Source organism: Nocardioides halotolerans DSM 19273 (assembly GCF_000422805.1).
GTDB classification, from domain to species: Bacteria; Actinomycetota; Actinomycetes; order Propionibacteriales; family Nocardioidaceae; genus Nocardioides; species Nocardioides halotolerans.
Genome location: NZ_AUGT01000021.1, coordinates 26,211 through 51,888, shown reverse-complemented (window position 1 = coordinate 51,888; position 25,678 = coordinate 26,211). Strand labels below are relative to the sequence as shown.

At 72.9% G+C, this 25,678-nt stretch carries 32 protein-coding genes and 1 pseudogene; 20 read left to right on the top strand and 13 right to left on the bottom strand.

Going from position 1 to position 25,678, the window contains the following annotated elements; translation table 11 throughout:
* Positions 1-277: 277 nt before the first annotated feature.
* Together G514_RS0105605 and G514_RS25100 are read right to left on the bottom strand one after the other, a co-directional pair.
* Positions 278-1,393 carry an NAD(P)-dependent malic enzyme gene (locus G514_RS0105605; protein ID WP_084151823.1) on the bottom strand — a complete coding sequence of 372 codons (1,116 nt, stop codon included), beginning with the start codon at positions 1,391-1,393 and terminating at the stop codon, positions 278-280.
* 70 nt (positions 1,394-1,463) lie between these two features.
* The gene (locus G514_RS25100; RefSeq protein ID WP_084151812.1) at positions 1,464-1,778 is read right to left on the bottom strand and encodes a S24 family peptidase; all 315 of its coding nucleotides are present in this window, start codon (positions 1,776-1,778) and stop codon (positions 1,464-1,466) included.
* A gap of 126 nt (positions 1,779-1,904) precedes the next feature.
* Between G514_RS25100 and sodN the strand changes: the two genes are divergently transcribed.
* The 5 genes from sodN to G514_RS0105575 all read left to right on the top strand — a co-directional run bounded on the left by sodN (position 1,905) and on the right by G514_RS0105575 (position 4,972).
* Positions 1,905-2,306, top strand: a complete 402-nt coding sequence (sodN, locus tag G514_RS0105595; protein WP_028650951.1) for a superoxide dismutase, Ni — start codon at positions 1,905-1,907, stop codon at positions 2,304-2,306.
* Between the two features lie 236 nt (positions 2,307-2,542).
* The gene (locus tag G514_RS0105590) at positions 2,543-3,295 is read left to right on the top strand and encodes a sigma-70 family RNA polymerase sigma factor (RefSeq protein WP_245582110.1); all 753 of its coding nucleotides are present in this window, start codon (positions 2,543-2,545) and stop codon (positions 3,293-3,295) included.
* Between the two features lie 77 nt (positions 3,296-3,372).
* On the top strand, positions 3,373-3,612 hold the full coding sequence (locus G514_RS0105585) for a hypothetical protein (protein WP_028650949.1): 240 nt from the start codon (positions 3,373-3,375) through the stop codon (positions 3,610-3,612).
* Positions 3,613-3,728: 116 nt separating this feature from the next.
* Positions 3,729-4,139 (top strand): ATP-binding protein, encoded by a 411-nt coding sequence (locus G514_RS0105580; RefSeq protein ID WP_028650948.1) that lies wholly within the window; start codon positions 3,729-3,731, stop codon positions 4,137-4,139.
* Positions 4,140-4,153: 14 nt separating this feature from the next.
* On the top strand, positions 4,154-4,972 hold the full coding sequence (locus tag G514_RS0105575) for an RNA polymerase sigma factor SigF (RefSeq protein ID WP_028650947.1): 819 nt from the start codon (positions 4,154-4,156) through the stop codon (positions 4,970-4,972).
* 14 nt (positions 4,973-4,986) lie between these two features.
* Here the strand turns inward: G514_RS0105575 and G514_RS25095 are convergent, their stop codons facing one another.
* A complete protein-coding gene (locus G514_RS25095; protein ID WP_036563749.1) occupies positions 4,987-5,379 on the bottom strand; it encodes a hypothetical protein in 393 nt (130 codons plus the stop codon).
* Between the two features lie 224 nt (positions 5,380-5,603).
* Here G514_RS25095 and G514_RS0105565 point away from each other — a divergent pair, with 224 nt between their 5' ends.
* Complete coding sequence (locus G514_RS0105565; RefSeq protein WP_028650946.1) at positions 5,604-5,855, top strand: WhiB family transcriptional regulator; 252 nt, start codon at positions 5,604-5,606, stop codon at positions 5,853-5,855.
* 451 nt (positions 5,856-6,306) lie between these two features.
* On the opposite strand, the gene G514_RS0105560 is transcribed toward G514_RS0105565, so the two are convergent.
* Positions 6,307-7,776 (bottom strand): sensor histidine kinase, encoded by a 1,470-nt coding sequence (locus G514_RS0105560; RefSeq protein ID WP_028650945.1) that lies wholly within the window; start codon positions 7,774-7,776, stop codon positions 6,307-6,309.
* A gap of 115 nt (positions 7,777-7,891) precedes the next feature.
* Between G514_RS0105560 and G514_RS0105555 the strand changes: the two genes are divergently transcribed.
* The 5 genes from G514_RS0105555 (at position 7,892) to G514_RS31360 (ending at position 11,474) form a co-directional block, all read left to right on the top strand.
* Positions 7,892-8,755: a DUF2785 domain-containing protein gene (locus G514_RS0105555; protein ID WP_342662561.1), complete on the top strand. Its 864-nt coding sequence runs from the start codon at positions 7,892-7,894 to the stop codon at positions 8,753-8,755.
* A 24-nt stretch (positions 8,756-8,779) separates the two neighbouring features.
* Entirely contained in the window at positions 8,780-10,459 is a 1,680-nt protein-coding gene (locus G514_RS0105550; protein WP_211222049.1) for an acetolactate synthase, read from the top strand.
* 7 nt (positions 10,460-10,466) lie between these two features.
* On the top strand, positions 10,467-10,958 hold the full coding sequence (locus tag G514_RS0105545; protein WP_028650942.1) for a GNAT family N-acetyltransferase: 492 nt from the start codon (positions 10,467-10,469) through the stop codon (positions 10,956-10,958).
* Positions 10,955-11,320, top strand: a complete 366-nt coding sequence (locus G514_RS0105540; protein ID WP_028650941.1) for a thioesterase family protein — start codon at positions 10,955-10,957, stop codon at positions 11,318-11,320. The genes G514_RS0105545 and G514_RS0105540 overlap by 4 nt, the downstream gene beginning before the upstream one ends.
* Before the next feature lie 79 nt (positions 11,321-11,399).
* On the top strand, positions 11,400-11,474 hold the full coding sequence (locus G514_RS31360; protein ID WP_414690392.1) for a 50S ribosomal protein bL37: 75 nt from the start codon (positions 11,400-11,402) through the stop codon (positions 11,472-11,474).
* Positions 11,475-11,480: 6 nt separating this feature from the next.
* On the opposite strand, the gene G514_RS0105535 is transcribed toward G514_RS31360, so the two are convergent.
* The 6 genes from G514_RS0105535 to G514_RS30600 all read right to left on the bottom strand — a co-directional run bounded on the left by G514_RS0105535 (position 11,481) and on the right by G514_RS30600 (position 15,921).
* Positions 11,481-12,761, bottom strand: coding sequence for an MFS transporter (locus tag G514_RS0105535; protein WP_028650940.1), 1,281 nt, complete (start codon positions 12,759-12,761; stop codon positions 11,481-11,483).
* A gap of 146 nt (positions 12,762-12,907) precedes the next feature.
* Positions 12,908-13,186 (bottom strand): mycothiol system anti-sigma-R factor, encoded by a 279-nt coding sequence (gene rsrA / locus G514_RS0105530; protein WP_028650939.1) that lies wholly within the window; start codon positions 13,184-13,186, stop codon positions 12,908-12,910.
* The gene (locus G514_RS0105525) at positions 13,186-13,890 is read right to left on the bottom strand and encodes a sigma-70 family RNA polymerase sigma factor (protein ID WP_084151810.1); all 705 of its coding nucleotides are present in this window, start codon (positions 13,888-13,890) and stop codon (positions 13,186-13,188) included. Before G514_RS0105525 ends, rsrA begins: the two co-directional genes overlap by 1 nt.
* An 89-nt stretch (positions 13,891-13,979) precedes the next feature.
* The gene (locus G514_RS0105520; RefSeq protein ID WP_028650937.1) at positions 13,980-14,630 is read right to left on the bottom strand and encodes an alpha/beta hydrolase family protein; all 651 of its coding nucleotides are present in this window, start codon (positions 14,628-14,630) and stop codon (positions 13,980-13,982) included.
* Between the two features lie 2 nt (positions 14,631-14,632).
* A complete protein-coding gene (locus G514_RS0105515) occupies positions 14,633-15,397 on the bottom strand; it encodes an SOS response-associated peptidase (protein ID WP_028650936.1) in 765 nt (254 codons plus the stop codon).
* Positions 15,398-15,501: 104 nt separating this feature from the next.
* The gene (locus tag G514_RS30600) at positions 15,502-15,921 is read right to left on the bottom strand and encodes a hypothetical protein (RefSeq protein WP_028650935.1); all 420 of its coding nucleotides are present in this window, start codon (positions 15,919-15,921) and stop codon (positions 15,502-15,504) included.
* A 154-nt stretch (positions 15,922-16,075) separates the two neighbouring features.
* Here G514_RS30600 and G514_RS29000 point away from each other — a divergent pair, with 154 nt between their 5' ends.
* Genes G514_RS29000 through rsgA form a run of 4 tightly spaced genes read left to right on the top strand, consistent with a single transcriptional unit; the run spans position 16,076 to position 20,496 of the window.
* Complete coding sequence (locus G514_RS29000; RefSeq protein WP_051246891.1) at positions 16,076-17,677, top strand: sigma-70 family RNA polymerase sigma factor; 1,602 nt, start codon at positions 16,076-16,078, stop codon at positions 17,675-17,677.
* A gap of 17 nt (positions 17,678-17,694) precedes the next feature.
* Complete coding sequence (locus tag G514_RS0105500; RefSeq protein ID WP_028650934.1) at positions 17,695-18,219, top strand: DoxX family protein; 525 nt, start codon at positions 17,695-17,697, stop codon at positions 18,217-18,219.
* A gap of 1 nt (position 18,220) precedes the next feature.
* Positions 18,221-19,504, top strand: coding sequence for a 3-phosphoshikimate 1-carboxyvinyltransferase (aroA, locus tag G514_RS0105495; RefSeq protein ID WP_028650933.1), 1,284 nt, complete (start codon positions 18,221-18,223; stop codon positions 19,502-19,504).
* Positions 19,504-20,496: a ribosome small subunit-dependent GTPase A gene (gene rsgA, locus G514_RS0105490; RefSeq protein ID WP_028650932.1), complete on the top strand. Its 993-nt coding sequence runs from the start codon at positions 19,504-19,506 to the stop codon at positions 20,494-20,496. The genes aroA and rsgA overlap by 1 nt, the downstream gene beginning before the upstream one ends.
* Positions 20,497-20,499: 3 nt before the next feature.
* Here the strand turns inward: rsgA and G514_RS0105485 are convergent, their stop codons facing one another.
* Positions 20,500-20,949 carry a DUF2231 domain-containing protein gene (locus tag G514_RS0105485; protein WP_036563748.1) on the bottom strand — a complete coding sequence of 150 codons (450 nt, stop codon included), beginning with the start codon at positions 20,947-20,949 and terminating at the stop codon, positions 20,500-20,502.
* Positions 20,950-21,019: 70 nt separating this feature from the next.
* Between G514_RS0105485 and G514_RS25085 the strand changes: the two are divergent.
* The 4 genes and pseudogenes from G514_RS25085 to G514_RS0105465 form a co-directional block, all read left to right on the top strand.
* A pseudogene (locus tag G514_RS25085) lies at positions 21,020-21,790 on the top strand (inositol monophosphatase family protein); the annotation flags it as partial.
* A 238-nt stretch (positions 21,791-22,028) separates the two neighbouring features.
* Positions 22,029-22,472, top strand: a complete 444-nt coding sequence (locus tag G514_RS0105475; RefSeq protein WP_028650930.1) for a CBS domain-containing protein — start codon at positions 22,029-22,031, stop codon at positions 22,470-22,472.
* Positions 22,469-23,212, top strand: coding sequence for an SDR family oxidoreductase (locus G514_RS0105470; protein ID WP_028650929.1), 744 nt, complete (start codon positions 22,469-22,471; stop codon positions 23,210-23,212). Before G514_RS0105475 ends, G514_RS0105470 begins: the two co-directional genes overlap by 4 nt.
* A 25-nt stretch (positions 23,213-23,237) precedes the next feature.
* Positions 23,238-23,606, top strand: a complete 369-nt coding sequence (locus G514_RS0105465) for an FKBP-type peptidyl-prolyl cis-trans isomerase (RefSeq protein ID WP_028650928.1) — start codon at positions 23,238-23,240, stop codon at positions 23,604-23,606.
* Positions 23,607-23,642: 36 nt separating this feature from the next.
* Here the strand turns inward: G514_RS0105465 and G514_RS0105460 are convergent, their stop codons facing one another.
* Together G514_RS0105460 and G514_RS0105455 are read right to left on the bottom strand one after the other, a co-directional pair.
* Complete coding sequence (locus tag G514_RS0105460; protein WP_028650927.1) at positions 23,643-23,876, bottom strand: RNA-binding S4 domain-containing protein; 234 nt, start codon at positions 23,874-23,876, stop codon at positions 23,643-23,645.
* A 66-nt stretch (positions 23,877-23,942) separates the two neighbouring features.
* Entirely contained in the window at positions 23,943-25,220 is a 1,278-nt protein-coding gene (locus tag G514_RS0105455) for a DUF445 domain-containing protein (protein WP_028650926.1), read from the bottom strand.
* Positions 25,221-25,266: 46 nt separating this feature from the next.
* On the opposite strand from G514_RS0105455, the gene G514_RS0105450 reads away from it, so the two are divergent.
* Entirely contained in the window at positions 25,267-25,665 is a 399-nt protein-coding gene (locus G514_RS0105450) for an FAD synthase family protein (RefSeq protein ID WP_028650925.1), read from the top strand.
* Positions 25,666-25,678: the final 13 nt, after the last annotated feature.

Here is a 25,678-nt window from a genome sequence, read left to right as displayed (position 1 = left end):
GGTAGTTCCGAGCGGAGCGAGGCGCCCCGCGATCGGCCTCCGAGCCGCGGCGACCGCCAGCGAAGCGTCGCTGCGGATCGGGGGCCGACGCTCGCGGGGGTGGTAGGTAACGCAATGGGGGCGGTGGGAGCGAAGCGACCCGGTAGTTCCGAGCGCAGCGAGGCGCCCCGCGATCGGCCTCCGGGCCGTGGCGCCTGCGCCGCGGCGAGCGCCAGCGAGTCAGGCGCCGCGAAGCTGGCGCCACGGACTGGGGGCCGAAGCTCGCGGGGGTAGAAAGTCAGGCTCGGGCGACACCGTCGCGCCGCGCCGCCTCGGCGACGGCCGTGGACACGGCGGGCCCGACCCGCGGGTCGAACGGCGAGGGCACGATCAGGTCCTCCGCGAGGTCGTCGCCGACGAGGCCGGCGAGGGCGGTCGCGGCGGCGAGCTTCATCCCCTCGGTGATGGCGGTCGCGTGGGCGTCGAAGGCCCCGCGGAAGATGCCGGGGAACGCGAGCACGTTGTTGATCTGGTTGGGGAAGTCGGAGCGGCCGGTAGCGACGATCCGGGCGTACCTGTGGGCGACCTCGGGGTGCACCTCGGGGTTGGGGTTCGCCAGCCCGAAGATGATCGACTCGGCGGCCATGGTCGCGACCTGCTCCTCGGGGACCGTCCCGCCGGAGACACCGATGTAGACGTCGGCGCCGACCAGCACGTCGGCCAAGGTGCCGCTGCGGCCGGTCTGGTCGGCGGTCACGGCGGCCAACGCGCGCTTCACCGGCGTGAGGTCGCCGCGCGAGCTGTGCAGGACGCCCTTGCGGTCGGTCACGGCGAGGTCCTTGATGCCGGCCTCGAGCAGGATCTTGGCCACCGCGACCCCGGCCGCACCCGCGCCCGAGATCACCACGCGCGTCGAGCCCGCGTCGCGGCCCGTCAGCCGCAGCGCGTTGGTGAGCGCGGCCAGTGCCACGACCGCCGTGCCGTGCTGGTCGTCGTGGAAGACCGGGATGTCGAGCCGCTCCTTGAGGCGGTCCTCGATCTCGAAGCAGCGGGGCGCGGAGATGTCCTCGAGGTTGATGCCGCCGAACGACGGGGCGAGCCGCACGACGGTCTCGATGATCTCCTCCACGTCGGTCGTGTCGAGGCAGATCGGGACGGCGTCGACGTTGCCGAAGGACTTGAACAGGACGGCCTTGCCCTCCATCACCGGCATCGCCGCTGCGGGGCCGATGTCGCCCAGACCGAGCACCGCGGTGCCGTCGGTGACGACGGCGACGGTGTTGGGGACCCAGGTGTAGTGCCGGGCCAGCTCCGCGTCGGCGGCGATCGCCTCGCACACCCGCGCGACACCGGGGGTGTAGGCCAGCGAGAGGTCCTCGCGGCTGCCCAGGCCGACCGTGGAACGTACCTCCATCTTGCCGCCCACGTGGAGGTCGAAGACCGGGTCGCCAGCGAGGGGGTGGCTGGCCTGGGTCGAGGTGGGGTCAGGCACCGGTCGAGTCTGGCACAGCGCGCCGGCGCCACAGCGGCCAGATCCGCATCACGACCACGGCCACCACGTCGTCGTCCGCGACCACGCCGTGGCGACGCGAGTCCGACCCCTCGGCGGCGTTGTCGCTCAGCAGCCACCAGCCCGCGCGGCCGCCGTCGCCGGCGCGCCGTTCGGCCGCCCGCTTCACCGCCACCACGCCGTCGGGCAGGCGCGCCACGACCACGGCCCCCGGGCGTGGCCTGCGGCGGTAGCTCAGCAGCAGCCGGTCGCCGGGTCGCAACGTCGGCAGCATCGAGCGGTTCACCACCCGCGCGAGCCCCCAGCGGGGTGCGCGTTCCCGGCCCGCGGGTACCGGTCCTCGGCTGCCCGACACGCGGAGTAGTGTCGCAAGCCCAGGCTCACGACCCTCTGACAGACCACCGGAAGGACTGGCATGTTCCGATCCCTGTTCGCGCCGACCATCGAGGTCTCGGCCCACTGCGACCTGCCGTGCGGCGTCTACGACCCCGCCCAGGCGCGCATCGAGGCGGAGTCGATCCTCGCGATCATCAAGAAGGTCGCCGACAACGACGACCCCGACTTCCGCACCCGCGCGGTGCTCATCAAGGAGCAGCGCTCCGAGCTGGTCAAGCACCACCTCTGGGTGCTCTGGACCGACTACTTCAAGCCCCCGCACTTCGAGGCGCACCCCGAGCTGCACACCCTGGTCAACGAGGCCACCAAGCTCGCCGGCGCCAGCGGCACCAAGGGCTCGCTCGACGCGGACGTCGCGCAGCAGCTGCTCGACAAGATCGACGAGATCGACCGCATCTTCAAGGAGACCAAGCAGGGCTGACCTCCCAGCACGCACCCGAACGGGCCCGGCCGTACAGGCCGGGCCCGTTCGCGTTTCGGGAACCGGCCCGCCGGGCAGACCGTCGTACGGACGGACTTGACCTCGGGACCACCGTTCGTCACCCCAAAGGGTGAATCTGCAAACTTCAACGAGTTTCGAGGTTTCCGGCGACTCCTGCCCGGGGTAGGCCACAGGGCATGACGATCTCGCAGATTGACGAGGCTCCGTCACGAGCCATGCGACGTGAGGAGACCGCACGACTCCTTTCGGAGGCCTCCAAGCTCAAGGGCAAGAAGCGCGACGACGTGATCGACCAGGTCATCGTCCTCAACATCGGCGTGGCGCACGCCATCGCGCACCGCTACCGCAACCGCTCGATCCCCGTCGAGGACCTCGAGCAGGTCGCCTGCATGGCGCTGGTCCGCGCGGCGCAGAAGTTCGACGTCGACCAGAACCGCGACTTCCTCACCTACGCCGTGCCGACGATCTCCGGTGAGATCAAGCGGCACTTCCGCGACCAGGGCTGGACCATCCGTCCGCCCCGTCGGGTGCAGGAGATCCAGTCGAAGGTGATCCACGCCTACCACCACGGCGAGGAGCACGGTGCTCCCCCGTCGGCAGCGCGCATCGCCGACCAGCTCGACCTCCCGGTCGCCGACGTCTCCGAGGCGCTCCAGGCCGAGGGCTGCTTCCGGCCGGTCTCGCTCGACGTCCCCGTCACCGAGGACGGCCGGCCCGCGATCGACCAGCTCACCGAGGACGAGAACGGCGACGAGCGCGCTCTCGAGGCACGCCTCATGCTCGGCCCCGCCGTGCGCCACCTCAGCGAGCGCGACCGCAAGATCCTCTACATGCGCTTCGTCGAGGACCGCACCCAGCAGGAGATAGGCAACGAGCTCGGGGTGACCCAGATGCAGGCTTCCCGACTGCTCAAGCGGATACTGGACCAGCTCCGCACCGAACTCGGAGCAGATGCCGTCCCGGCTTGACGCATAGGACCGCGCCACGGCGGGCACTGCCACCGGTGAGGAACTTGGGGCAGATGACACGGGAAGAAGTGGATGCTGTGGCGCGTCAGCAGGAGCTTGGAGACGTCATCAACGAGCTGGGGGTCCGACAGCAGATCGATCCCGACGAGAAGATCGTTGGCGCCGTCGTGCTGCTGACGGTCGAGGAGCCCGACGGGCACCTCTCGCTGCGCTGCGCGTGGTCGGAGGGGATGAGCTGGATCGAGCGCATCGGCCTGCTCCGAGCGGCCGAGCGCGCCGAGCTGCCGGCCGACGGCGCCCACGACTGGCGGGTCTGACGCCCGCCACCGACGCCGGCGGGGCCGTTTCGGCCCCGTCGCGGTCGGGTAACGACCCGTGAGCCGAGTGGGACCGTCTACGCTCCCACCACGACCCCATCTGAAGGACCGACAGCATGTCCTCGACCGGACCTGGCGACCAGTCGCGCGCCGACGTTGAGCTGCGGCTGCCTGCCGACAGCGCCTACGTCTCGGTGCTGCGCACCACCTCCGCAGGGCTCGCGGCCCGCCTCGACTTCACCCTCGACGACATCGAGGACCTGCGGATGGCCGTGGGCGAGGCCAGCGCGCTCGTGCTCCCCGAGGCCGAGCCGGGCTCCGACCTCGTGGGCGAGTTCTTCATGCGCCCCGGCGAGCTGACCGTGCAGGTCAGCGTCCCGACCACCGCCCAGACCCCGCCCGACGAGGACAGCTTCGCCTGGCAGGTGCTGACCACGCTCGCGACCAAGGCCTCGGCCTCCACCGACGACCACCGACTGACGATCACCCTGACCATGCGCTCGTCGTTGCAGGAGACCAGCTCCTGACATGACCGGTTGACATGATCAGCGACCCGACGAACGACGACGTCTCGGCGGCGTCTGGCGGGATAGAGGCCACCCGGCGGCGCAGTGCCGAGCTCTTCGCCCGGCTGCGCGACGACGCGGCGCCGGAGGCCGGCCGCGACAGCGCCCGCGACGCCCTCGTCCACCTGCACCTGCCGCTGGTGGAGCACTGCGCGCGGCGCTTCCGCAACCGCGGCGAGCCCTTCGAGGACCTCGTGCAGGTCGGCACGATCGGGCTGATCAAGTCCATCGACCGCTTCGACCTCGAGCGCGGCGTCGAGTTCTCGACGTACGCCACCCCGACGATCATCGGCGAGATCAAGCGCTACTTCCGGGACAAGGGCTGGGCGATCCGGGTGCCGCGCCGGCTCCAGGAGCTGCGCATGCAGATCGGCACCAGCAGCGCCGAGCTGACGCAGAGCCTGGGCCGCTCCCCCACCGCGCGCGAGCTCGCTGAGCGCATCGGCTGCTCGGTCGAGGACGTGCTGGAGGGTCTGGAGTCCAGCAACGCCTACTCGACGCTCTCGCTCGACGCGGGCGAGAGCGACCAGGACGGCACGGGCAGCATGCTCGACGCGCTCGGCGTCGACGACGAGAACCTCGAGCACGTCGAGATCCGCGAGTCGATCAAGCCGCTGCTCGACCGGCTCGACGCGAGGGAGAAGCGGATCCTGCTGCTGCGCTTCTTCAAGAACATGACCCAGTCGCAGATCGCCGAGGAGATCGGCGTCTCGCAGATGCACGTCTCGCGGCTGCTCTCGCGCACCCTCGAGCAGCTGCGGACCTCGCTGGAGGACCCGTCCCCGAACCAGTGACGCTCCCTCGGTCGTCAGCCCTCGTCGGAGGCGAGGGCCTGGGTCGACGACGGGTGCAGGACGCCGACCAGGGCGCCCAGCGAGACGAGCAGGATCACGACGGCGACGGGCGTGGTCTCGCCGCCCCAGAAGCTGAACGACAGCAGCACGCCGACCAGCTCGGCGGCCACGACCGGGCCTCGTGCCCACGACCTCACCCGCGACAGGCCCCAGGCGCACAGGCCAAGGCCGGTGCCGAGGGCCAGGAAGAACAGGCCCGTCGTGATCGCCAGGGTGACCCGGCCGCGATCGACGGCGACGACCTCGAGGGCGGCGAAGACGCACAGCACCAGCCCCTGCAGCCCCACCAGCACCGCGGCCCCCAGGAGCGGGCGTGGCGGGCCGGCCGCTGGTGCCTCCTCGATCACCAGGCGAGCCTAGGACCGAGACGGATTTCGTCGTCCAGGGGCCCTGTGACTCACGAGACCCGCCCTCCCCCTTGTGTAACGGTCCAATTCTCGGCACGCTTGAGGGACACGGCGGGACGAGCGTCCTGCCGTGCCCGCTGTGTGCCCCCACTGCGGCACCCCCACCCCAGCGACACCACGACTCGGGTCGCCCGAATGTGTCCGGAAAGAAGGAATCCCCAGCCATGGATTGGCGCCACCTCTCCGCGTGCCTCGACGAGGACCCGGAGCTGTTCTTCCCGATCGGCAACACCGGTCCGGCCATCCTCCAGATCGAGGAGGCCAAGCAGGTGTGCCGTCGCTGCGAGGTGCGCGAGCAGTGCCTGCAGTGGGCCCTGGAGGCCGGGCAGGACCACGGTGTCTGGGGAGGCCTGAGCGAGGACGAGCGCCGAGCCCTCAAGCGCCGTACCGCCCGAGCGCGCGTCCGGACCGCGTAGCTGACGGTCCGAGGAACGAGGACCGCAGCGACGCGGTCCGGACTCAGCGCGAGGGGGTCGAGCAGCGCGCGCGGCTGAGCTTGCGAAGCCGCGACCGCGCGTGTGGTGGCGAAGCCTCCGAGGTCCGCAGCGAAGGCTCCTACTCGACGTAGCTCGGGAAGCCGGCCCGCTATCACGCAATGGGAGCGGCGGGAGCGCAGCGACCCGGTAGTTCCGAGCGGAGCGAGGCGCCCCGCGATCGGCCTCCGGGCCGCGGCGACCGCGCCGAAGCGAGCCCTCGCCCGGGCCAACGCAATGGGAGCGTGGGAGCGCAGCGACCCGGTAGTTCCGAGCGGAGCGAGGCGCCCCGCGATCGGCCTCCGGGCCGTGGCGCCTGCGCCGCAGCGAGCGCCAGCGAGCCGGGCGCCGCGAAGCTGGCGCCACGGACTGGGGGCCGAAGCTCGCGGGGGTATCAGACCGTTATCTCGACTTCAGCGCGCGTCCCTCGGCCTGACGGCGCCGGCCCCAGCGTGAGCCGACCACCGAGCTCCGACTCCACCAGCGTGCCCACGATCGAGAGCCCCAGCGTGCTCGAGCCGGCCAGGTCGAAGCCGGTCGGCAGCCCCTGGCCGTCGTCGTCGACGGTGAAGGTGAGCCGCCCGTCGGTCCTCACGACGGTCACGACGATCGTCCCTTCCGCGCTGTCGGCGACCGGGTAGGCGTGCTCGACGGCGTTCTGCAGCAGCTCGGTCAGCGCCATCGCCACCGTGGTCGCGGTCTCCGACGGCAGCACGCCGAAGGAGCCCTCCCGACGCACGCGGACCCGACCACCGAGCGAGCCCATGTCGGCGACCATCGCGCCGAGCCGGTCGGCGACGTCGTCGAAGACGACGCTCTCCTCGACCGCCTGGCTGAGGGTCTCGTGCACGATCGCGATCGAGCCGACCCGGCGGACCGCCTCCTCCAGCGCCGCCTTGGCGTCCGGGCTGTCCATCCGCCGCGCCTGGAGCCGGAGCAGGGCGGCGACGGTCTGGAGGTTGTTCTTCACGCGGTGGTGGATCTCGCGGATCGTGGCGTCCTTGGTGACCAGCTCGCGGTCGCGGCTGCGCAGGTCGGTGACGTCGCGCACCAGCACCAGCGCGCCGATCAGGCGACCGTGGGGCCGCAGCGGGATCGCGCGCACGATGAGGGCTACCGAGTCAGTGCCGATCTCCGCGTCGCGGTTGGCCCGGCCCCCGAGCACCGCGCTCAGCGCCTCCTCGTCGGGCCGCATCCGCGGCGGCACCAGCTCGCGGGTCACCTCGCTGAGCCGGAGCCCGTCGAGGTCGCCGGACAGGCCGAGGCGGCGGTAGACCGACAGCGCGTTCGGGCTCGCGTAGACGACCCGGCCCTGCTCGTCCACGCGGAGGAAGCCGTCGCCGACCCGCGGGGTGTCCGCGTGGTCGCTGCGCTGCCCCGGCACCGGGAAGTGGCCGCCGGCGATCATCTGGGTCAGGTCGGCGGCGGTCTGCAGGTAGGACAGCTCGAGGCGACTCGGGGTGCGGACGCCCAGCAGGTTGGTGTTGCGGCCGACCACGGCGATCACGCGGGCGCCTCGCCGCACGGGGATCGTCTCGGCGCGGACCGGCACGTCGTCGCGCCACTCGGGGTCGCCCTCGCGGACCAGCCGCCCCTGGGCGTACGCGACGTCGAGATGCGGGCGCCGGCCGGCCGGGACGAACGTGCCGACGATGTCGTCGACGTACGCCGTCGGGCCGGTCGTGGGGCGCATCTGGCCACCCGCCCAGAAGCCCGTGCCCTCCCGGTCGGGAAGCCACAGCACGAGGTCGGCGAAGCTCAGGTCCGCGATGATCTGCCAGTCGGCCTGGAGGAGCTGGAGCCAGGCCACGTCGTCGGCGTCGAGGTCCGTGTGGGCACGGACCAGCTCGACCAAGGACGCCACGCAGGTCAGCGTAGGGGTCGCCCGGTGGGCCTTACTGCTTGCTGGCGGGCAAGCACGGATCGCGCCGCAAGACAAGACTCCCCTCGCGTCCGCTGAGACGGCACACTTTGGCAGGATGGGAGTCATGCCGGGGCCGTACTGGAAGCAGGTAGCCGCTTCCGGACTGGCCGTCCCTCAGGACCGACCGCTCGACGACCTCACCGCCGAGCTGACCCGCATGCTCGGCGACACCGACCCCGAGACGCGCGACGGCACGGCCTACCCGACGCTCGCGACGTGGGTCGAGCGCGGCGTCTACGACGACCTCCTCGCGGGTCTCGGTGACGGGATGGCGGCCGGCCTCGGCGTCGGCCTGGGCGAGCGCGACACCGACTCGGTGTTCCGGCGCAGCTTCTCCGCGCTCGTCCTCGATTGCTGCATCGCCCGCGACAACGCGCGACCGCTGGTGCCCGGCAGCAAGGTGCTCGAGTGGGGCGACCGGCTGGCGACCTGGCTGCTGCGAGAGCGCGACCTGCGCGGTTTCGTCCCCGGCAAGGGCTGGGCGCACGCGGTGGCGCACGGCGCCGACGCGCTCGGCACGCTCGCGCAGTCGCCGCACGTGGCCACCAACGAGCTGACCGTCGTGCTCGACGTCATCGCCGACCGGGTCCTGCTCCCCGTCGACCGGGTCTTCACCAACGGCGAGCCCGACCGGCTGGCCGCGGCGACGATGTCGGTGCTGCGCCGCAACATCGTCTCCCTGCGCGTCATCGAGCCGTGGATCGCCCGCCTCGTGGCCACCGCGAGCGCCCGCGCGTCCTACGACGACCGCGACCCGCACCTCAAGAGCGGCAACGCCGAGGCCTTCCTGCGCGCCCTCCACCTCCAGCTCGCGCTCGGGCCCAAGCCCCCCGAGGTGCGCCCCGACCTGCTGCTCGTGCTGGTCGACGCGCTGCGGGTGACCAACCCGCAGTACCTCCAGGCCGCGCGCCACTCCTGATCACGCTCCTGCAAGAGTGAGCCCATGACCGAGCCCATGACCGAGGACAGCAGCGGCCAGATCGAGGGGCACAGCGGACAGCTCGCCGTCGAGGTCGCGAGGGCACACGGCGTCGAGACCATGTTCACGCTGTCGGGGGCCCATGTCTTCCCGATGTACGACGGTGCGGTCAAAGCCGACCCGCCCATGCGGCTGCTCGACGTGCGCCACGAGCAGACGGCGGCGTTCGCGGCCGAGGCGACCGGCAAGCTCACCCGGGTCCCGGGGCTCGCGGTGCTGACCGCCGGCCCCGGCGTCACCAACGGCGTGAGCGCCATCGCGCAGGCGCAGTTCGCGGGCTCGCCGATGGTCGTGGTCGGCGGCCGCGCACCGCAGAACCGCTGGGGCAGCGGCAGCCTCCAGGAGCTCGACCAGCCGCCGATCCTCGCGTCGGTCTCCAAGCTGGCCCGCACGATCCCGACCGCGGGCGACGTGCTGTCCGGGATGGACGAGGCGTTCGTCGCCGCCCGGAGCCCGCACCGCGGGCCGGCGTTCGTCGACGTGCCGATGGACGAGTTCTTCAGCTCCGCGTCCGGCGCCGCACCACGGGCGCCCGAGCGCCAGCGGATCGAGCCGGACGGCGACGCGCTGACGCAGATCGCCGGCCTGCTGGCCGAGGCCCGCCAGCCGGTGCTGATCCTCGGCACCGACGTGTGGGCCGACGGCGCCGAGGAGGCCGCGCTGCGGTTCGTGCAGGACCTCGGCATCCCGACGCTGACCAACGGCATGGGTCGCGGCATCGTGCCCGGCGGCCACGAGCTGCTCGTGACCAAGGCCCGCAGCGCCGCGCTCGGCGGCGCCGACCTCGTGGTCGTCGTCGGCACGCCGCTCGACTTCCGGCTCGGCTACGGCGTCTTCGGCGGCAAGGAGGAGGGCACCTCCCCCGCGCGCGTCGTGCACGTCGCCGACTCCCCCGGCCAGGTGGCGAAGCACGCCGAGCTCGCGGCGTCGGTGTCGGGCGACCTGACCTCGGTCTTCGACGGGCTCCAGGCCGCCGTCGAGCGGGGCGCGAGGCCCGACTGGTCGTCGTGGCGCTCGACCCTGGCCGACACGGTCGCCGCGGCCGCGGTACGCGACGCCGAGCTGCTCGGCGCCGAGGCCGACCCGGTCCACCCGGCGCGCATCTACGGCGAGCTCGTGCCCCGGCTCGCGGACGACGCCGTGGTCATCGGCGACGGTGGCGACTTCGTGAGCTTCGCCGGCAAGTACGTCGAGCCGAAGAAGCCCGGCTGCTGGCTCGACCCCGGCCCCTACGGCTGCCTCGGCGCCGGCCCGGGTGCGGCGATCGCCGCCCGGCTCGCCCGGCCGTCGTCACAGGTGGTGATGCTGCTGGGCGACGGCGCGGCCGGCTTCTCCCTCATGGACGTCGACACGATGGTGCGCCACCAGCTGCCCGTGGTCATGGTCATGGGCAACAACTCGGCGTGGGCGCTGGAGAAGGGGCCGATGCAGATGCTCTACGGCTACGACGTGATCGCCGACCTCGCTCCGCGCACGCCCTACGACGTGGTGGTGAAGGCGCTCGGCGGCGACGGCGAGACCGTCACCGACCCGAAGGCGATCGGGCCGGCGCTCGACCGGGCCTTCGACAGTGGCGTCCCCTACCTCGTCAACGTGATCACCGACGTGCAGGCGGGCTACCCGCGCGCCACGTTCGGGATCTGACCCGCCCGTGCACCTGCGCCGCGCCCGGCCCGAGGACTACGCCGCCGTCGCCGAGGCGACGGTGTCGGCGTACGAGCCGCTGCTCGCGAGCGCGGAGTCGACGTACGTCGAGCGGCTGCGCAACTCCGAGGCCCGCGACCTCGAGGCGGAGCTCTGGGTGGCGGTCGCGCCCGACGACCGCGAGGTGCTCGGCAGCGTGACGATCTGCCGCGAGGGGTCGCCGTGGCGCGAGATCGGGCTGGCCGGCGAGGGTGAGTTCCGGATGCTGGCGGTCGCGCCGCACGCGCAGGGCAGGGGCGTCGGCGAGGCACTGGCGCGGCACGTGGTCGACCGGTTCCGCGAGGAGGGCGCCGTGGCCGTGGTCCTCTCCAGCACCCCGCTCATGGCTGCGGCCCACCGCCTCTACGAGCGGCTCGGCTTCGGCCGCTGCCCCGAGCGCGACTGGGAGCCGATGCCCGGCGTCGAGCTCCTCGCCTTCCGGCTGGAACTCCACCCGTGACGGCGCTGACGTTCACGGTCCGCCACGACGACACCGCGATCGCGGTCGGCTCGGGCAGCCTCCCGGTCCTCGGCACGCCGCGGCTGCTCGCCTGGTGCGAGGCCGCCACGTGCGCCGAGATCGAGCCCGCCCTCGGCGACGGCGAGACCTCGGTCGGCACCCGCATCCAGCTCGAGCACCTCGCCGCCAGCCCGGTCGGCGCCGGGGTGGAGGTCACCGCGACCACGGCGTACGTCGACGGGCGCCTGCACCGCTTCACCGTCGCGGCGCGGCACACCGTCGACGGCAAGGTGGTCGCGTCGGGCGAGGTGACCCGGGTCGTGGTGGACGCAGCGCGGTTCATGTCGCGCGTCGCGCGCTAGGCCGTCCCGCCCGACCGCGATTTCTCCCACCGCGGCGGTGCTGCGAGACTGAGCGGGTCGATCGACCCAGGAGGTCACCATGAGCAAGACCGGACGCAAGCGCCGCGGTCGCAAGAAGAAGGCCGCCAACCACGGCAAGCGCCCCAACGCCTGACCTGTGTCAGCTGCTGGCGGGCGCCGGTTCCGGCGCCCGCACCAGCAGCACCAGCACGATCGACCCCGCGATCACGTAGCCGCACCCCTGCCACGCCATCACCGGCACGATGCCGAGGATGCCGCCGAGCACCCCTGCGGTGAGGCTCCCCAGCACCTGGAACGTCGACCGCACCAGCAGGAGCAGGGCGAACGCCCGCCCGCGCTCCCGGTCGTCGGTGTTGAGCTGGAACAGCGTCATCAGCCCGGCGCTGAGGACCGCGCCCGGCAGCCCGACGACCACCATGAGCACGGCGGCCGGCCAGGCGTGCACGTACCCCAGCGGGTAGAGCGCGATCGCGAGGTCGACGACGCCGAACAGCATCGCGCCCACGGCGAGCATCCGCTCCGGGCGCCAGCGGGCGCCGTACGCCGCTGCGAAGAGGCCGCCCACGACCCCGCCCACGGCCTGGATGCCGCTGATCAGGCCGAGCGCCTCGGGGCCGCCGTGCAGCACCGAGCGGACGTAGGGCGCGAAGAGCGTCCCCCAGATGCCTTCGCCGAACGACGTGATCAGCCAGAACGTCGCCAGCACCCGGACCGTGCGCGACCCCAGGGTGATCCTCGCGCCCTCGACCCACTCGTCGCGCAGCTCGGCGAACCGGCCGCGCACGGCGTCCTCGGCGCTCTGCTCGCGCGGCGCGACCGCGCCGGAGGTCCTGATGCGCGAGACCAGCAGCGCCGCCAGGAGGAACGTCGCGATGTCGGCGAACGCGACCAGCGGGATGCCGCCCAGCGCCGCCAGCACGCCGCCGGCGGCTCCGCCCAGCAGCCGGGAGAGGTTGTGGGCCTGGCCGTTGAGCGCGTTCGCGGTCACGAGCTCGGCCGACTCGGTCTCGTCGACGACCCGCGGCAGCATCGACTGCTCCGCGGGCGCGAAGAACGTCTCGACGACGGCCTCGAGCACGAGCACCGGGTAGACGACCCAGATCAGCCCTGCGTCGTCGACCAGCAGCAGCGGGAGCAGGCCGGCCGCGAGCAGGAGGTTGGCCCCGATCATCGTGCGGCGCCGGTCCCAGCGGTCGACGAGCACGCCGGCGACGAGCCCGACCAGCACCTGCGGCAGCAGCGCGGTCAGCAGCACGCCGGCCGAGGCCATCGTCGAGCCGGTGAGGTCGTAGACGGCGTACGACAGCCCGACGCCGAGCAGCCAGTCACCGGTGAGCGACACCAGCCCCGCCGTCACGAGCCGCGCGAGGTCCGGCCGCCGGCGCAGCAGCCGCCAGGGCTGGGCGAGGCTTGACGTCATTACGACACCATAATGACGTCAGATGTGACGCGCAATGGTGTCAGGCCGGTGGAGGGGTAGTCCCTGACGAAACGGCCCCCCGAACCCCGTGGGCAGGGGCCCTTACGTCACGGACTACCCCGCCGAACGGGGCGGGAGGCGCAGCGTCAGGCGTCGGTGATGCGGACCTGCACCTCACGGATGCGGAGGAGCACCCGCTGGCGCAGCTCGTCGGGAGCGGCCTCGGAGCACGAGCGCGCGACGATGGACTTCACGGTGCGCTGGAGGTCGTAGCGCTCCAGGCAGGGGTTGCACGAGTCGAGGTGGGCGCGCACGACCGCGCAGTCGGCCGCGTCGAGCTCGTTGTCGATGAAGTAGACGATCTGCTCGAGGAAGTCCGCGCAGTCGCTCGCGGACGGGTCGGAGCCGTGGTCGTGGGTCGTCATCACGAGTCGCCCCCCTCGCTCCCGGGCAGGCGCCCGGCAGGCAGCAGGTCGTTGGTGCGTACGTAGTCGGACAGCATGTCACGCAGCTGGCGTCGTCCGCGATGGAGACGCGACATCACCGTGCCGATCGGCGTCTCCATGATCTCGGCGATCTCCTTGTAGGCGAAGCCCTCGACGTCGGCGAGGTAGACCGCGAGGCGGAACTCCTCGGGGAGCCGCTGGAGCGCGTCCTTCACCTGCGAGTCGGGAAGGTGCTCCAGCGCCTGCATCTCCGCAGACTTCAGCCCCGACGACGAGTGCGACTCGGCCCGGGCGAGCTGCCAGTCCTCGACGTCCTCGGACATCGACTGCTGCGGCTGGCGCTGCTTCTTGCGGTAGTTGTTGATGAAGGTGTTGGTCAGGATGCGGTAGAGCCACGCCTTGAGGTTGGTGCCGGGGCGGAACTGGTGGAACGACGAGAACGCCTTGGCGAACGTCTCCTGCACGAGGTCCTCGGCGTCGGCGGGGTTGCGGGTCATCCGCATGCCCGCGGAGTAGAGCTGGTCGATGAACGGCAGCGCGTCGCGCTCGAAGCGCGCCGCGCGGTCCTCGGGGCTCTCGGTCGCGACGTCGATCTCCGTGTCGTCGACGGCGGTGCTGTCGGCCGCGTCGGCGTCGAGCGCCGACAGGTCGTCGGGCGCGTGCAGGTCAGGGCTCTCTGTCATCGCCTCCCAGCCTACGCGGCTGGCCGGAGGCTCCAGTAGCGCGATCACGTCTGGTCCAACAGACGGGCTCGTGGGGTCATTCCCGCCGGTCAGCGGGCGGGGCCGCCCACCTCGCGGACCAGCCACTCCAGCGCGGACTCGACCACGATCTCCATGGCCTCGGCCTCGCTGAGCCCGGCCGCCTTCGGCACCTTGAGCCCGTGGTCGGCGCCGGGCACGACGGTCAGGTCGACGTGGTCGAGGTCGTCGGGGAACTCCTCGGGCCGGCCCATCGTGTCGTGCTCGCCCTGCACGACGAGCGTCGGGACGCCGGCGCCGCGCAGCTCGTCGAGGCGCGACTTCTCCGGCCGGCCCGGCGGGTGCAGCGGGAACGACAGCGCCAGGCAGCCCGCCGCCCGGAGACCGAGCGCGGACCGCGCCGCGGAGCGAGCCCCGGCGGACCGGCCGCCGACGACCAGCGGGGTGCGCACCCGCAGCGACCTCGCGGCGGCAACGAGCGCGACGTCGAGGGTGGGCGGCGGGGTCGCGATCTTGCGGCCGGCCACGCGCCACGGCTGCTCGAGGAGCACGACGCTCGCGCCCTGGGCCGGCAGCCGGGTGGCGAGGGCCTGCAGGTCACGGGCGCCGGTGCCGCCGCCGGCCCCGTGGCTGAGCAGCAGCGTGACGAACGGCGACCGTGCCCGGCGTACGTCGAGGCGCGCCTCCCCGTGCGGGGTGTCGATGCTGCGCAGGTCGCCCATCGTCAGGCGAGGTCGAGCGGCTCGAGCAGCTCGGGGCCGTTGTTCTTGACGGCGTTGACCATGGTCGAGACGGGGTAGGCCTGGAGCCGGCCGGGGGCGGCCGGGGTCAGCAGCCCGAGCACGGACTCCTTGTCGGTGCGCGGGTCGAGCCACGAGGCCCAGCGCTCGCGCTCGACCATGAGCGGCATCCGGTCGTGGATCATGCCGACGTCGTCCTCGGCGTCGGTGGTGATCACCGTGCAGGTCCAGAGGAACCGGTCGTCGGCGTCGTCGGCCTTCGCGGGGTCGCGCCAGATCTCGTAGAGGCCGGCCATCGCGAGCGAGCCGTCGTCCTTGGGACGGATGAAGAACGGCTGCTTCTTGGGCTTGCCGGCCTTGGTCTTCTCCTCGGTGGGATACCACTCGAAGTAGCCGTCGGCGGGCAGCAGGCAGCGCCGCACGGCGAGGGCGCGCTTGTAGGCGGGCTTCTCGGCGACCGTCTCCATCCGGGCGTTGATCATGCGGTTGCCGATCGAGCGGTCCTTGGCCCACGACGGCACCAGCCCCCACGTCACCACGCGCAGCTGCCGCTCCGGAGGCTCCCCCGCGCTGTGCCCCTTCTCCCTGGCGGCCTCCTTCGAGGGCGGCCGCTCGACGACGGCGTAGACCTCCTTGGTGGGCGCCACGTTGTAGTCGGGCGCCAGCGGCGCCGGCACCCGGTTGTCGACGACCTCGAACTCCTCGATGAGGTCCTCGGGTCGCCGGCTGGAGGCGTAGCGGCCGCACATGGCTCCCACCCTATGACCGCCCGCCGACCCCGCGAGTCGGCGTTACTGATCATCAGTAGCGCCGACTCGGCCGGCTACTCGTCAGCAGCAACGCCGACTCGGCGTCAGGCGGTGAGGTGGCGCAGGTGCCAGTCGGCGACCTCGGGGCTGCCGGCGACGGGTTCAAGGTGGACGGTGGCCGGGAGGTCGAGGACCATCTGGGCCAGCAGGTCGGCGCGGGCGTGCAGGTCGGGGTCGCGGCCGCAGAGGACGCCGACCCGGCGTACGCCGAGCCGACCGACCGCGAGCGCCGACCCGAACGCCGTCTGCGCCATCGCCCCCGCGAGCGTGATCCGCCTGGCCAGCTCGAAGGGGTGTTCGTGGACCTGCTCCCGCCCCCACACCTCGGCGACCACGACCGCCAGCGGCAGCTGCTCGCCGGTCACGAGGGCCTCCCGCAACGCCTCCCTCAGGACGCCGACCGGGGCCAGCCCCGTCAGCGGATCGACCTGGCCGGCGGCAGTCCAGACCCTGGGCACCCTCATACCCATCAGATTTCCCCCTGGTCCGCCGCCGACTCGTGGGCCGGTGCACCTGGGAAACGGGCGGACGGCGGTGGTCTTACGCGGTTTCGGACATCCCGATCCAGCTGGTCCAGACCGCCACGTGCTCCTTTGCGGGTTGCGCCGTTGTCATTCCGTGACGGCCACCACGGGGGTGCTCGACGAGCGGGACGACGCGACGCTGATCGCGGCCGTCCGCGGCGGCAACACCGACGCCTACGGCGTGCTGTTCGAGCGCCACGTGGACGCCGCCCGGCGCCTGGCCCGCTCGCTCGCGCGCGACGGCGACGCCGACGACCTCGTCGCGGAGGCCTTCGCCAAGGTGCTGCCGGTGCTGGCGCGCGGGGACGGACCGGACGTGGCGTTCCGTCCCTACCTGCTCACCGCCGTACGCCGCCTCGACGTCGACCGGCACCGCTCGCTCGCCCGCACCCGGCCCACCGACGACGAGCAGGTGCTCGACGAGGGGATGCCGGACGCCCCGACCGAGTCGGCGGTGGCGGGCTTCGAGTCCGAGGCCGCCTCGCGCGCGTTCGCCTCGCTGCCCGAGCGCTGGCAGCTCGTGCTCTGGCACACCGAGGTCGAGGGCCAGCGGCCCGCCGAGGTGGCGCCCCTCCTCGGCCTGACCCCCAACGCCGTCTCCCAGCTCGCGCACCGCGCGCGCGAGGGGCTCCGCCAGGCGTTCGTGTCGATGCACGTGCACGACGCGGGCGAGCCGCGCTCGGCCTGCCAGGCCACCCGCGCCAACCTCGGCGCCTACATCCGCGCCGGACTGTCGACCCGCGAGGCCGCCCGTGTCTCGGCCCACCTCGAGTGCTGCCGCCCCTGCACCGCGATCTACCTCGAGCTCGTCGAGGTGGACACCGACCTGCGCGGCCTGCTCGCGCCGCTGTTCCTCGGCGGCGCCGCGGCGGCGTACCTCAGCGACGTGCCGGTCGCGGCCACCCCGTCGGCGCTGGCCTCGTTCGGGGGCTTCCTCCGCACCGGCCCCGGCAAGGTCCTGGCCGGTACGGCCGTCGCCGGGTTCACGGTCACCGCCCTGGTGCTCGGCGGCACCGCGCTGATCGGCTCGGCGCCCGACGGCGGCGACCGCGACACGGTGGCCGAGGCACCCGCGCAGTTCCCGCCCGCCGCGAGCGTGCCGTCCGGGCGCCCCGGGAAGCCCGGGAAGCCCGGCAAGCCCGGCAAGCCCTCCCAGGCCGCCTCGCCCTCCGCGCCGACGGCGGGCGGCACCGCGGCGCCGCCCACGTCGCCGACCCAGCCGACCCAGCCGGCCCAGCCGACCCAGTCGAGCCAGCCGACCCAGCCGACCACGCACGGCCCGACCCACGGCCCGACGCAGGGCCCCACCGACGAGCCGACCGACGACCCGACACCGGAACCCCCCTCGGACCCGACCGCGGTCGACGTGCGCGTGAGCGCCTCGACGGCGGCGATCGGCCCTGCAGCAGTGGTGATGGTCGACGTCGCCGGACTTGGCGCCGGGCAGCGCGGCACGGTCACGCTCACCGGCGACCAGCTCAACGCGAGCCTCAGCCTCGACCCTCGCTGCACCCTCCTCGGGGTCAACACCGCCACCTGCGCGATGACCGGTGCCGGCCGGCTCCAGCTGCTCACCGCCGGCCTCGGCCTGCTCTCGCCGACGACGCTGACGATCACCGCGACGCCCGGCGCCGGGCTGCACGACCCCTCCATGGGCGACAACACCGCGAGAGTCACCCTGGGACCGCTCGGCTGACCGTGTTTGACTGAGGCATGGCCATCAGCAGACTGTTCGCCCGCCCGATGCTCGCCTCGATGTTCGTGGTGGGGGGTCTCGACTCGGTCCGCAACGCGTCGCAGAAGGCCGGCGCGGCCGAGCCGGTGACCGAGCGGCTGGTGCCGCTGCTGCAGCGGGTGGTCCCGCAGCTGCCGTCCGACCCGGCGACCCTCGTGCGCGTCAACGGCGCGGTGCAGGTCGCCGCCGGCCTGGCCCTCGCCACCGGCAGGCTGCCGCGGCTCTCCTCGGCGGTGCTCGCGGCGACGCTGGTGCCGACCACCGCGGCCGGCCACCGCTTCTGGGAGAAGCAGGACCCCGCCGAGCGGGCCGCCCAGCGCGTGCACTTCTTCAAGAACGTCTCGATGCTCGGCGGCCTGGTCATCGCCTCCGGCGACACCGAGGGGCAGCCGGGCGTGCTCTGGCGCACCCGCCGCGCCGCCAAGGACGCGCGCCGCGAGGCCCGCCACCTCGCGCGCAGCGCCCGCCGCGAGGCGGCCCTGGTCCGGGCGAAGGCCACCTGAGTTGGGCGACTGGCCCGCGCCGCGGGCGACCGGCCCGGTCGACGCCGTCGTCTCGCTGCCCGGCAGCAAGTCGCTGACCAACCGCGCTCTCCTGCTCGCCGCGCTGGCCGAGGGACCCTCCGTCCTGCGCCGCGCACTCCGGTCGCGCGACACCCTGCTCATGGCCGAGGCCCTGACCGGTCTCGGCTCGGCCGTCGACACGACGGGCGAGGACTGGGCGGTGACGCCCGGCCCGTTCGACCGCGACGCCGCCGTCGACTGCGGGCTGGCCGGGACCGTGATGCGGTTCGTGCCGCCGGCCGCGGGTCTGTCGCGCGGCACGGTCGCCTTCGACGGCGACCCCCACATGCGCACCCGCCCGATCGGCGAGGTGCTGACCGCGCTGCGCGCCCTGGGTGTCGACGTCGCCGACGACGGCCGCGGCGCGCTGCCCTTCGAGGTCCGCGGCACCGGGTCGGTGCGCGGCGGCACGGTCGTGATCGATGCGTCGGCGTCCTCGCAGTTCGTCTCGGCGCTGCTGCTCGCCGGCGCCCGCTTCGACCAGGGCGTCGACGTCCGCCACGACGGCAAGCCGGTGCCCTCGCTCCCCCACATCGACATGACGGTCGCGATGCTGCGCGCGCACGGCGTCGACGTCGACGACTCCGAGCCGAACCGCTGGGCGGTCGCACCCGGCGTGGTGAAGGCGGTCGACCACCTCATCGAGCCCGACCTGTCCAACGCGGCGCCGTTCCTGGCGCTCGCCGCGGTCACCGGCGGGACGGTGACCATCCGTGACTGGCCCGGCCGCACGACGCAGCCGGGAGACCTGTTGGGCGACCTGCTCAGCCAGATGGGGTGCAGGGTGTCGTGGTCGGTCGACGAGGGCCTCGCTGTCCGCGGCCCCGACCCCGCCACCGGGCTCTTGGGCCTCCACGTCGACCTGCACGATGCCGGCGAGCTCACGCCCGCCGTCGCCGCCCTGTGCGCCCTGGCCACCGGTCCCAGCCACCTGCGCGGCATCGCCCACATCCGCGGCCACGAGACCGACCGGCTCGCCGCGCTGGCGGCCGAGCTCGGCGGGCTGGGCGCCGACGTGGTCGAGCACCCCGACGGACTGTCGTTCCGGCCCGCGGCCCTGCACGGGGGCGTCTTCCACACCTACGCCGACCACCGGATGGCGCACGCCGGGGTGATCGTCGGCACTGCGGTCGACGGCGTGCTCGTGGAGGACGTCGAGACGACCAGCAAGACCTTCCCCGACTTCGCCGGCTTCTGGTCGCGGCTGTTCGACGCGGGCCGCTGATGCCGACAGGGCGCTACTCCGATCAGGACGTCGAGCACTACGAGCGTCCCCGGCGTCGGACCCGGCCCCGGACCAAGGAGCGCCCGAGCTACGACGACGCCGCCGAGGGCGTGGTCGTGACCGTCGACCGCGGCCGCTACACGCTGCTCGTCGACGGTCAGGTCGTCACCGCGATGAAGGCACGGCCGCTGGGCCGCCGCGGCGTCGTGGTCGGTGACCGGGTGCGCGTCGAGGGTGACGTCTCGGGCGCCGAGGGCACGCTGGCCCGGATCGTCGAGGTCACCGAGCGTCTCACCACCCTGCGGCGCACCGCCGAGGACGACGACCCCGTCGAGCGGGTCATCGTGGCGAACGCCGACCAGCTGGTCGTGGTCACCGCGGTCGCCGACCCCGAGCCGCAGCCGCGGCTGATCGACCGCGCGCTGGTAGCGGCGTACGACGCGGGCATGGCGCCGCTGCTCTGCCTCACCAAGGCCGACCTCGCCTCGCCCGAGGAGCTGCTGGCGACCTACCGCTCCCTCGGCGTGCCGTGGGTGGTCACCCGGCGCGGCGGCGACCTGTCCGAGCTCGAGGAGCGGCTGTCGGGACGGGTGAGCGTGCTGCTCGGGTCGAGCGGGGTCGGGAAGTCGACCCTGGTCAACGCGCTGGTGCCCGACGCCGAGCGCGAGGTCGGCATCGTCAACGCCGTCACGGGTCGCGGACGCCACACCTCGACGTCGGCCTACCTGCTCCCGCTGCCCGACGACGACGGCTGGATCATCGACACCCCGGGCATCCGGTCCTTCGGGCTGGCGCACGTGCGACCCGAGGACCTCATCGAGGCCTTCCCCGACCTCGACGAGCTCACCGAGGACTGCCCGCGCGGCTGCACCCACGGCGACGGGGAGCCCGAGTGCGGCCTCGACGAGGCGGTCGCCGCCGGGCAGGCCGACCCCGACCGGGTCGCGTCGTTCCGGCGCCTGCTCGCGGCGCGGAGCGAGCCGGCGTACTGACGATCAGCCGTAGACCGCCTGGGAGCCGGCGTCGCCCGTCATCGCGACCCAGACCAGCGTCAGCACCGCCGCGACGACCACCAGACCGTTCAGGGCGTAGCGCGCCGCGCCCGCGCGGGCGTGTTGCCAACCTGCGATCACCGTGACAGCGAAGAACCCTGTGGTGATCCACCGCAGCTGATCGGCCAGCTCCTCGTGGTGCTCGATCTTGTCGCGGAGCTCCTGGCTCACCCTGGTGAAGTGATCGCTCCCGAAGTAGTTGTCACCGGTGAGGTATGCCGCCCAGATCGACAGGAATGCGAGCATCACCAGACCGAGGGTGGCCCACCGCAACTGGTCGCGCCGGCGGCCCCAGAGCGCGTAGAGGATCGCAACGAGGGCCGCGAGCGGTCCGAACACCACCGCGGCGTGCACCACCAGAGGGTGGAGAGGCAATCCGTTGAACTCCCACATGTCCTTGCTCACGTACCTCCGCCGGGAATGGTTCAACGCAGCCTAGGGTGGGGTTGTGGCGGAACGCGGCATTGACTACACCGACGACCTCCGCCTGGCGCACGTGCTGGCCGACGACGCCGACTCGCTGACGACCGCGCGGTTCAAGGCGCTCGACCTCCACGTGATGTCGAAGCCGGACCTCACGCCGGTGACCGACGCCGACGAGGCCGTCGAGGAGGCGATCCGCCGCACGCTGTCGCGGGTCCGCTCGCGCGACGCGGTCACCGGCGAGGAGCAGGGTTCGACCGGCCACAGCCAGCGGCGCTGGATCATCGACCCGATCGACGGCACCAAGAACTTCGTCCGCGGTGTGCCGGTCTGGGCGACGCTGATCGCGCTGGCCGTCGACGACGAGGTGGTGCTCGGCGTGGTGTCCGCGCCCGCGTTGCAGCGACGGTGGTGGGCCTCGTCGGGCGCCGGCGCGTGGACCGGCCGCTCGCTGCTCAAGGCGACCCAGTGCCACGTCTCCGACGTACGCCGCCTCGAGGACGCCTCGCTGTCCTACTCCTCGCTGCGCGGCTGGGACGACCGCGGCCAGGGCGACGACTTCGTCGGCCTCATGCGACGGGTGTGGCGGACGCGGGCCTACGGCGACTTCTGGTCCTACATGCTGCTCGCCGAGGGGGCCGTCGACATCGCGACCGAGCCCGAGCTGGCGGTGCACGACATGGCGGCGCTCGACGTGATCGTCCGCGAGGCCGGCGGCACGTTCACCTCGCTGGCCGGCGAGGACGGGCCCTGGGGCGGCAACGCACTGGCCACCAACGGCCACCTGCACGACGTGGCGCTGTCGTTCCTGGGCTCGATGGACGACGACGACGACCCCGACTGGCAGCCCTCGGGACCGGGCTCGGTCTCGGAGCTGCGGCCCCGCGGTCCGCGGCCGGTCGACGTCACGGACCAGGCCGACGAGGCCGATGAGGAGCCCGGACCCGACGGGCATCCCGAGTCATGAAAGGTCCCCTGTTCAGCACCGGCTCGGCTCGCTACGGTCGTGTCTCCCCACCACCGAGCACCGAGCGTCCCGGGAGGTCGCGATGAAGATCGTCGAAGTGCTCAACGCCAAGCCCCAGCCCGAGGCCGAGCGCGGGGTCGTCACCATCACCCCCGACGCCGGCGTGCGCGAGCTGCTCGCGCTGCTCGCCGAGCACAACGTCGGGGCGCTGATCGTCAGCACGGACGGCGAGACCGTCGAAGGCATCGTGAGCGAGCGCGACGTGGTGCGTCACCTCCACCACGACGGCACGGTCGTCAACAACACCGTCCGCGCGATCATGACCGAGGTCGTGGAGACCACCGCGCCCGACAGCACGCTCGACGAGCTGATGGAGGTCATGACCCGGCGCCGGATCCGCCACGTGCCGGTGGTCCAGGACGGCGTCCTCGTCGGCATCGTGTCGATCGGCGACGTGGTCAAGCACAAGATGAGCCAGCTGGAGTTCGAGCGCGACCAGCTCGACTCCTACGTGCACCAGACTTGACCGGCACCAGGCCCCGCACCCTCGTCACCGGCGGCACCCGCGGCATCGGCGCCGCCATCGCCCACCGCCTGGCGCGGGCGGGGCACGACCTCGTGCTCGGCTACGCCCACGACGACGCTGCCGCCGAGCTGGCCGGGGCGGACGTCGAGGCGGCCGGCGGGCAGTGCACGCTCGTGCGCACCGACCTGCTCGCCCCCGACGGCGTCGACGAGCTGTTCGAGGCGGCCGGGCCGCTGACGGGTGTGGTCAACAACGCCGGCGCGACGTTCCACATCGGGCCGCTGGCCGAGACGCCCGTCGAGGTGATCCGCCGGACCGTCGACCTCAACCTGACCTCGGCGATCCTCGTCGCCCGGGCCGCGGTGCGGGCGCTGAGCACGGCCTACGGCGGGTCCGGCGGGGTGCTGGTCAACATCAGCTCGGGCGCGGCGACCAAGGGCTCGCCGGGCGAGTACGTCCAGTACGCTGCCGCGAAGGCAGGCGTCGACGCGCTCACGCTCGGGCTGGCCGAGGAGGTCGCCGACCAGGGCATCCGCGTCGTCGGCGTCGCCCCGGGGATGATCCGGACCAGCATCCACGCCGACGCCGGCGAGCCGGGCCGGCTCGAGCGGGTGGCGCCGCTCATCCCGCTGCAGCGCGCCGGCGAGCCGGAGGAGGTCGCCGACGCGGTCGCCTGGCTGATGAGCGACGAGGCGTCGTACGTCACCGGCACGACGCTGCGGGTGGCCGGCGGTCGCTGACCGAGGGCCCGCTAGCGTGGGTCCAATGGAGAAGCCAGAGATCGACTTCGTCGACCCCACTCCCCCGACCGACCTCGTCATCGCCGACCTCACCGAGGGCGACGGCGCCGAGGCCGCGGCCGGCAACACCGTCGAGGTGCACTACGTCGGCGTCGCGCACTCGACCGGCGAGGAGTTCGACGCGTCCTACAACCGCGGCGAGCCGCTGAGGTTCCGCCTCGGCGTTGGCCAGGTCATCCAGGGCTGGGACACCGGCGTCCAGGGCATGAAGGTCGGCGGCCGCCGTCAGCTCGTGATCCCGCCGCACCTGGGGTACGGCGACCGCGGCGCCGGCGGCGTGATCAAGCCGGGCGAGACGCTGGTGTTCGTGGTCGACCTGCTGGGCGTGAGCTAGGGCTGGCTGCCTTCGCTGCGGAGGTCTCGACGCCGGTCACGACCACTCGCGCTCGCCGCCCACGCGGGCGGTCTTGGCGGCCACGCTCACGACGTCGCCGCGCTCGAGCTGACGGCCGCGCCGGGTCTCGACCTCGCCGTTGACGCGCACGATCCCGCCGGCCAGGACCTGCTTGGCCTCGCCACCGGACTCGATGAGGTTCGCCAGCTTGAGGAACTGCCCGAGCTTGATCGAGTCGTCCTCCACCGGCACGTCGTTGTAGTCGCTCACGTCCCCAATTGTCCCACCCGGGCGTGTCGGAACCCCAAACCGGGCGCACCCCACGCGCGACGGGGCTCAGCCGAGGGCCACGCTCACGGCGTGGATGAGCACGCCGACCAGGCCGCCGACCACGGTGCCGTTGATGCGGATGAACTGCAGGTCGCGACCGACGTGCAGCTCGATCCGCCGGGCCGCCTCGCGGCCGTCCCAGCGCTCGATCGTGTGCGTGATCACAGCGGTGACCTCGGCGCCGTACCGGTCGACGACGAAGACCGCGGCGTCCGCCGCGAGGCCGTCGAGACGCGCCCGGAGGCTCGCGTCGGACCCGAGGCGGTCCGCGAACGCCGTCACCTCGGTCAGCATCCGCTGACGGACGGCCCCGGCCGGGTCCTGGAGCGAGGAGGTCAGCGCGAGGCGCAGCGCGTCCCAGAGCGAGATCGCCGACCGGATCACCGCCGGGTTGTCGAGGATGCGCTCCTTGAGCGCCTCGGCGCGCGCCTGCGTGGCGGCGTCGTGGAGGAGGTCGTCGGCGAGCTGGGTCAGCACGGAGTCGAGCGCCGCCCGGGCGCGGTGCTGCGGGTCGTCGCGGATGTCGCCCACCCACTTGACGAGCTCGAGGTGGATCCGGCCGGTGACCGCGTCGTTGAGCCGGGGCGGCGCCCACCACGGCGCCCGCTCGCCGAGGACGTCGGCGACGGTGTCGGGGTTCTCGACCAGCCAGCCGTGCAGCTCCTCGAGGGCGAGGTCGACCAGCCCGTGGTGCAGGTCGTCGCGGAGCGCCTCCGACAGGAGCCCGCCGAGCAGCGGCGCGATCGGCTCCTCGCGGAACCGCGGCGTGAGCGCGTCGCGGACCAGTGACTCGATGTGCTCGTCGCGCACCTTGGTGAGCGCGATCGCCGCGACCTCGGCGACCTCGTCGACCACCCGCCGGGCGTTGTCCGGCTGCGCGAGCCAGACCCCGACCCGCTGGGAGATCCCGGCCGCGCCGATCCGGTCGCGGATGATCGCCTCCTGGAGGAAGTTCTCGCCCACGAACTCCTCGAGGCCACGGCCGAGGTCGTCCTTGCGCTTCGGGATCAGCGCCGTGTGCGGGATCGGCAGCCCGAGCGGGTGCTTGAAGAGCGCGGTCACGGCGAACCAGTCGGCGATCGCGCCGACCATCGACGCCTCCGCGCCGGCGTTCACGAACCCCAGGAAACCGTCGCGGTCGCGCGTGACGACGTACACCACCGCGGCGAGCACCAGCAGCCCGACGGCCACCGTGCGCATCCGACGCAGCCCGGCGCGGCGGACCGCGTCGGCGGCGGGGTCGCCGGCGACGAGGGGAGCGCTGGGCGCGACAGTGTCGGTCATCGCCCTCGATTCTCGTGCACGGCGGTCGGCTGGGAGAATCGCGGCCATGGCGCGCACCGTCCTGACCTTCGGCACGTTCGACGTCTTCCACGTCGGGCACCTGCGGGTCATCGAGCGCGCCGCCCTCCAGGGCGACCGGCTGGTGGTGGGGGTCTCGTCCGACGCGCTGAACCTCAGCAAGAAGGGCCGCGAGCCCGTCTTCAGCCAGGCCGAGCGCCTCGCGATCGTGGCCGCGCTCAAGCCGGTCGACGAGGTGTTCGTGGAGGAGAGCCTGGAGCTCAAGCGTCACTACATCGAGCAGTACGCCGCCGACGTGCTGGTCATGGGCGACGACTGGGCGGGCCGCTTCGACGAGTTCGAGGACATCTGCGAGGTCGTCTACCTGCCTCGCACCCCGGCCATCTCGACGACCGCGCTGATCGAGAAGATCTCGGACCTGGCCTGACGTCCCACCTGTC

Coding starts and splice junctions, on each gene's coding strand:
- rsgA (WP_028650932.1), top strand. CDS start 19,504: ATGCCGACAGGGCGCTACTCCGATCAGGACGTCGAGCACTACGAGCGT.
- G514_RS0105555 (WP_342662561.1), top strand. CDS start 7,892: ATGGGAGTCATGCCGGGGCCGTACTGGAAGCAGGTAGCCGCTTCCGGA.
- G514_RS0105475 (WP_028650930.1), top strand. CDS start 22,029: ATGAAGATCGTCGAAGTGCTCAACGCCAAGCCCCAGCCCGAGGCCGAG.
- G514_RS0105450 (WP_028650925.1), top strand. CDS start 25,267: ATGGCGCGCACCGTCCTGACCTTCGGCACGTTCGACGTCTTCCACGTC.
- G514_RS0105535 (WP_028650940.1), bottom strand. CDS start 12,761: ATGACGTCAAGCCTCGCCCAGCCCTGGCGGCTGCTGCGCCGGCGGCCG.
- G514_RS0105575 (WP_028650947.1), top strand. CDS start 4,154: ATGATCAGCGACCCGACGAACGACGACGTCTCGGCGGCGTCTGGCGGG.
- G514_RS0105525 (WP_084151810.1), bottom strand. CDS start 13,890: ATGACAGAGAGCCCTGACCTGCACGCGCCCGACGACCTGTCGGCGCTC.
- G514_RS0105455 (WP_028650926.1), bottom strand. CDS start 25,220: ATGACCGACACTGTCGCGCCCAGCGCTCCCCTCGTCGCCGGCGACCCC.
- G514_RS0105520 (WP_028650937.1), bottom strand. CDS start 14,630: ATGGGCGACCTGCGCAGCATCGACACCCCGCACGGGGAGGCGCGCCTC.
- G514_RS0105590 (WP_245582110.1), top strand. CDS start 2,543: ATGCGACGTGAGGAGACCGCACGACTCCTTTCGGAGGCCTCCAAGCTC.
- G514_RS0105465 (WP_028650928.1), top strand. CDS start 23,238: ATGGAGAAGCCAGAGATCGACTTCGTCGACCCCACTCCCCCGACCGAC.
- sodN (WP_028650951.1), top strand. CDS start 1,905: ATGTTCCGATCCCTGTTCGCGCCGACCATCGAGGTCTCGGCCCACTGC.
- rsrA (WP_028650939.1), bottom strand. CDS start 13,186: ATGACGACCCACGACCACGGCTCCGACCCGTCCGCGAGCGACTGCGCG.
- G514_RS0105485 (WP_036563748.1), bottom strand. CDS start 20,949: ATGTGGGAGTTCAACGGATTGCCTCTCCACCCTCTGGTGGTGCACGCC.
- G514_RS0105515 (WP_028650936.1), bottom strand. CDS start 15,397: ATGTGCGGCCGCTACGCCTCCAGCCGGCGACCCGAGGACCTCATCGAG.
- G514_RS0105565 (WP_028650946.1), top strand. CDS start 5,604: ATGGATTGGCGCCACCTCTCCGCGTGCCTCGACGAGGACCCGGAGCTG.
- G514_RS0105500 (WP_028650934.1), top strand. CDS start 17,695: ATGGCCATCAGCAGACTGTTCGCCCGCCCGATGCTCGCCTCGATGTTC.
- G514_RS0105550 (WP_211222049.1), top strand. CDS start 8,780: ATGACCGAGCCCATGACCGAGGACAGCAGCGGCCAGATCGAGGGGCAC.
- G514_RS0105605 (WP_084151823.1), bottom strand. CDS start 1,393: ATGGAGGTACGTTCCACGGTCGGCCTGGGCAGCCGCGAGGACCTCTCG.
- G514_RS30600 (WP_028650935.1), bottom strand. CDS start 15,921: ATGAGGGTGCCCAGGGTCTGGACTGCCGCCGGCCAGGTCGATCCGCTG.
- G514_RS0105580 (WP_028650948.1), top strand. CDS start 3,729: ATGTCCTCGACCGGACCTGGCGACCAGTCGCGCGCCGACGTTGAGCTG.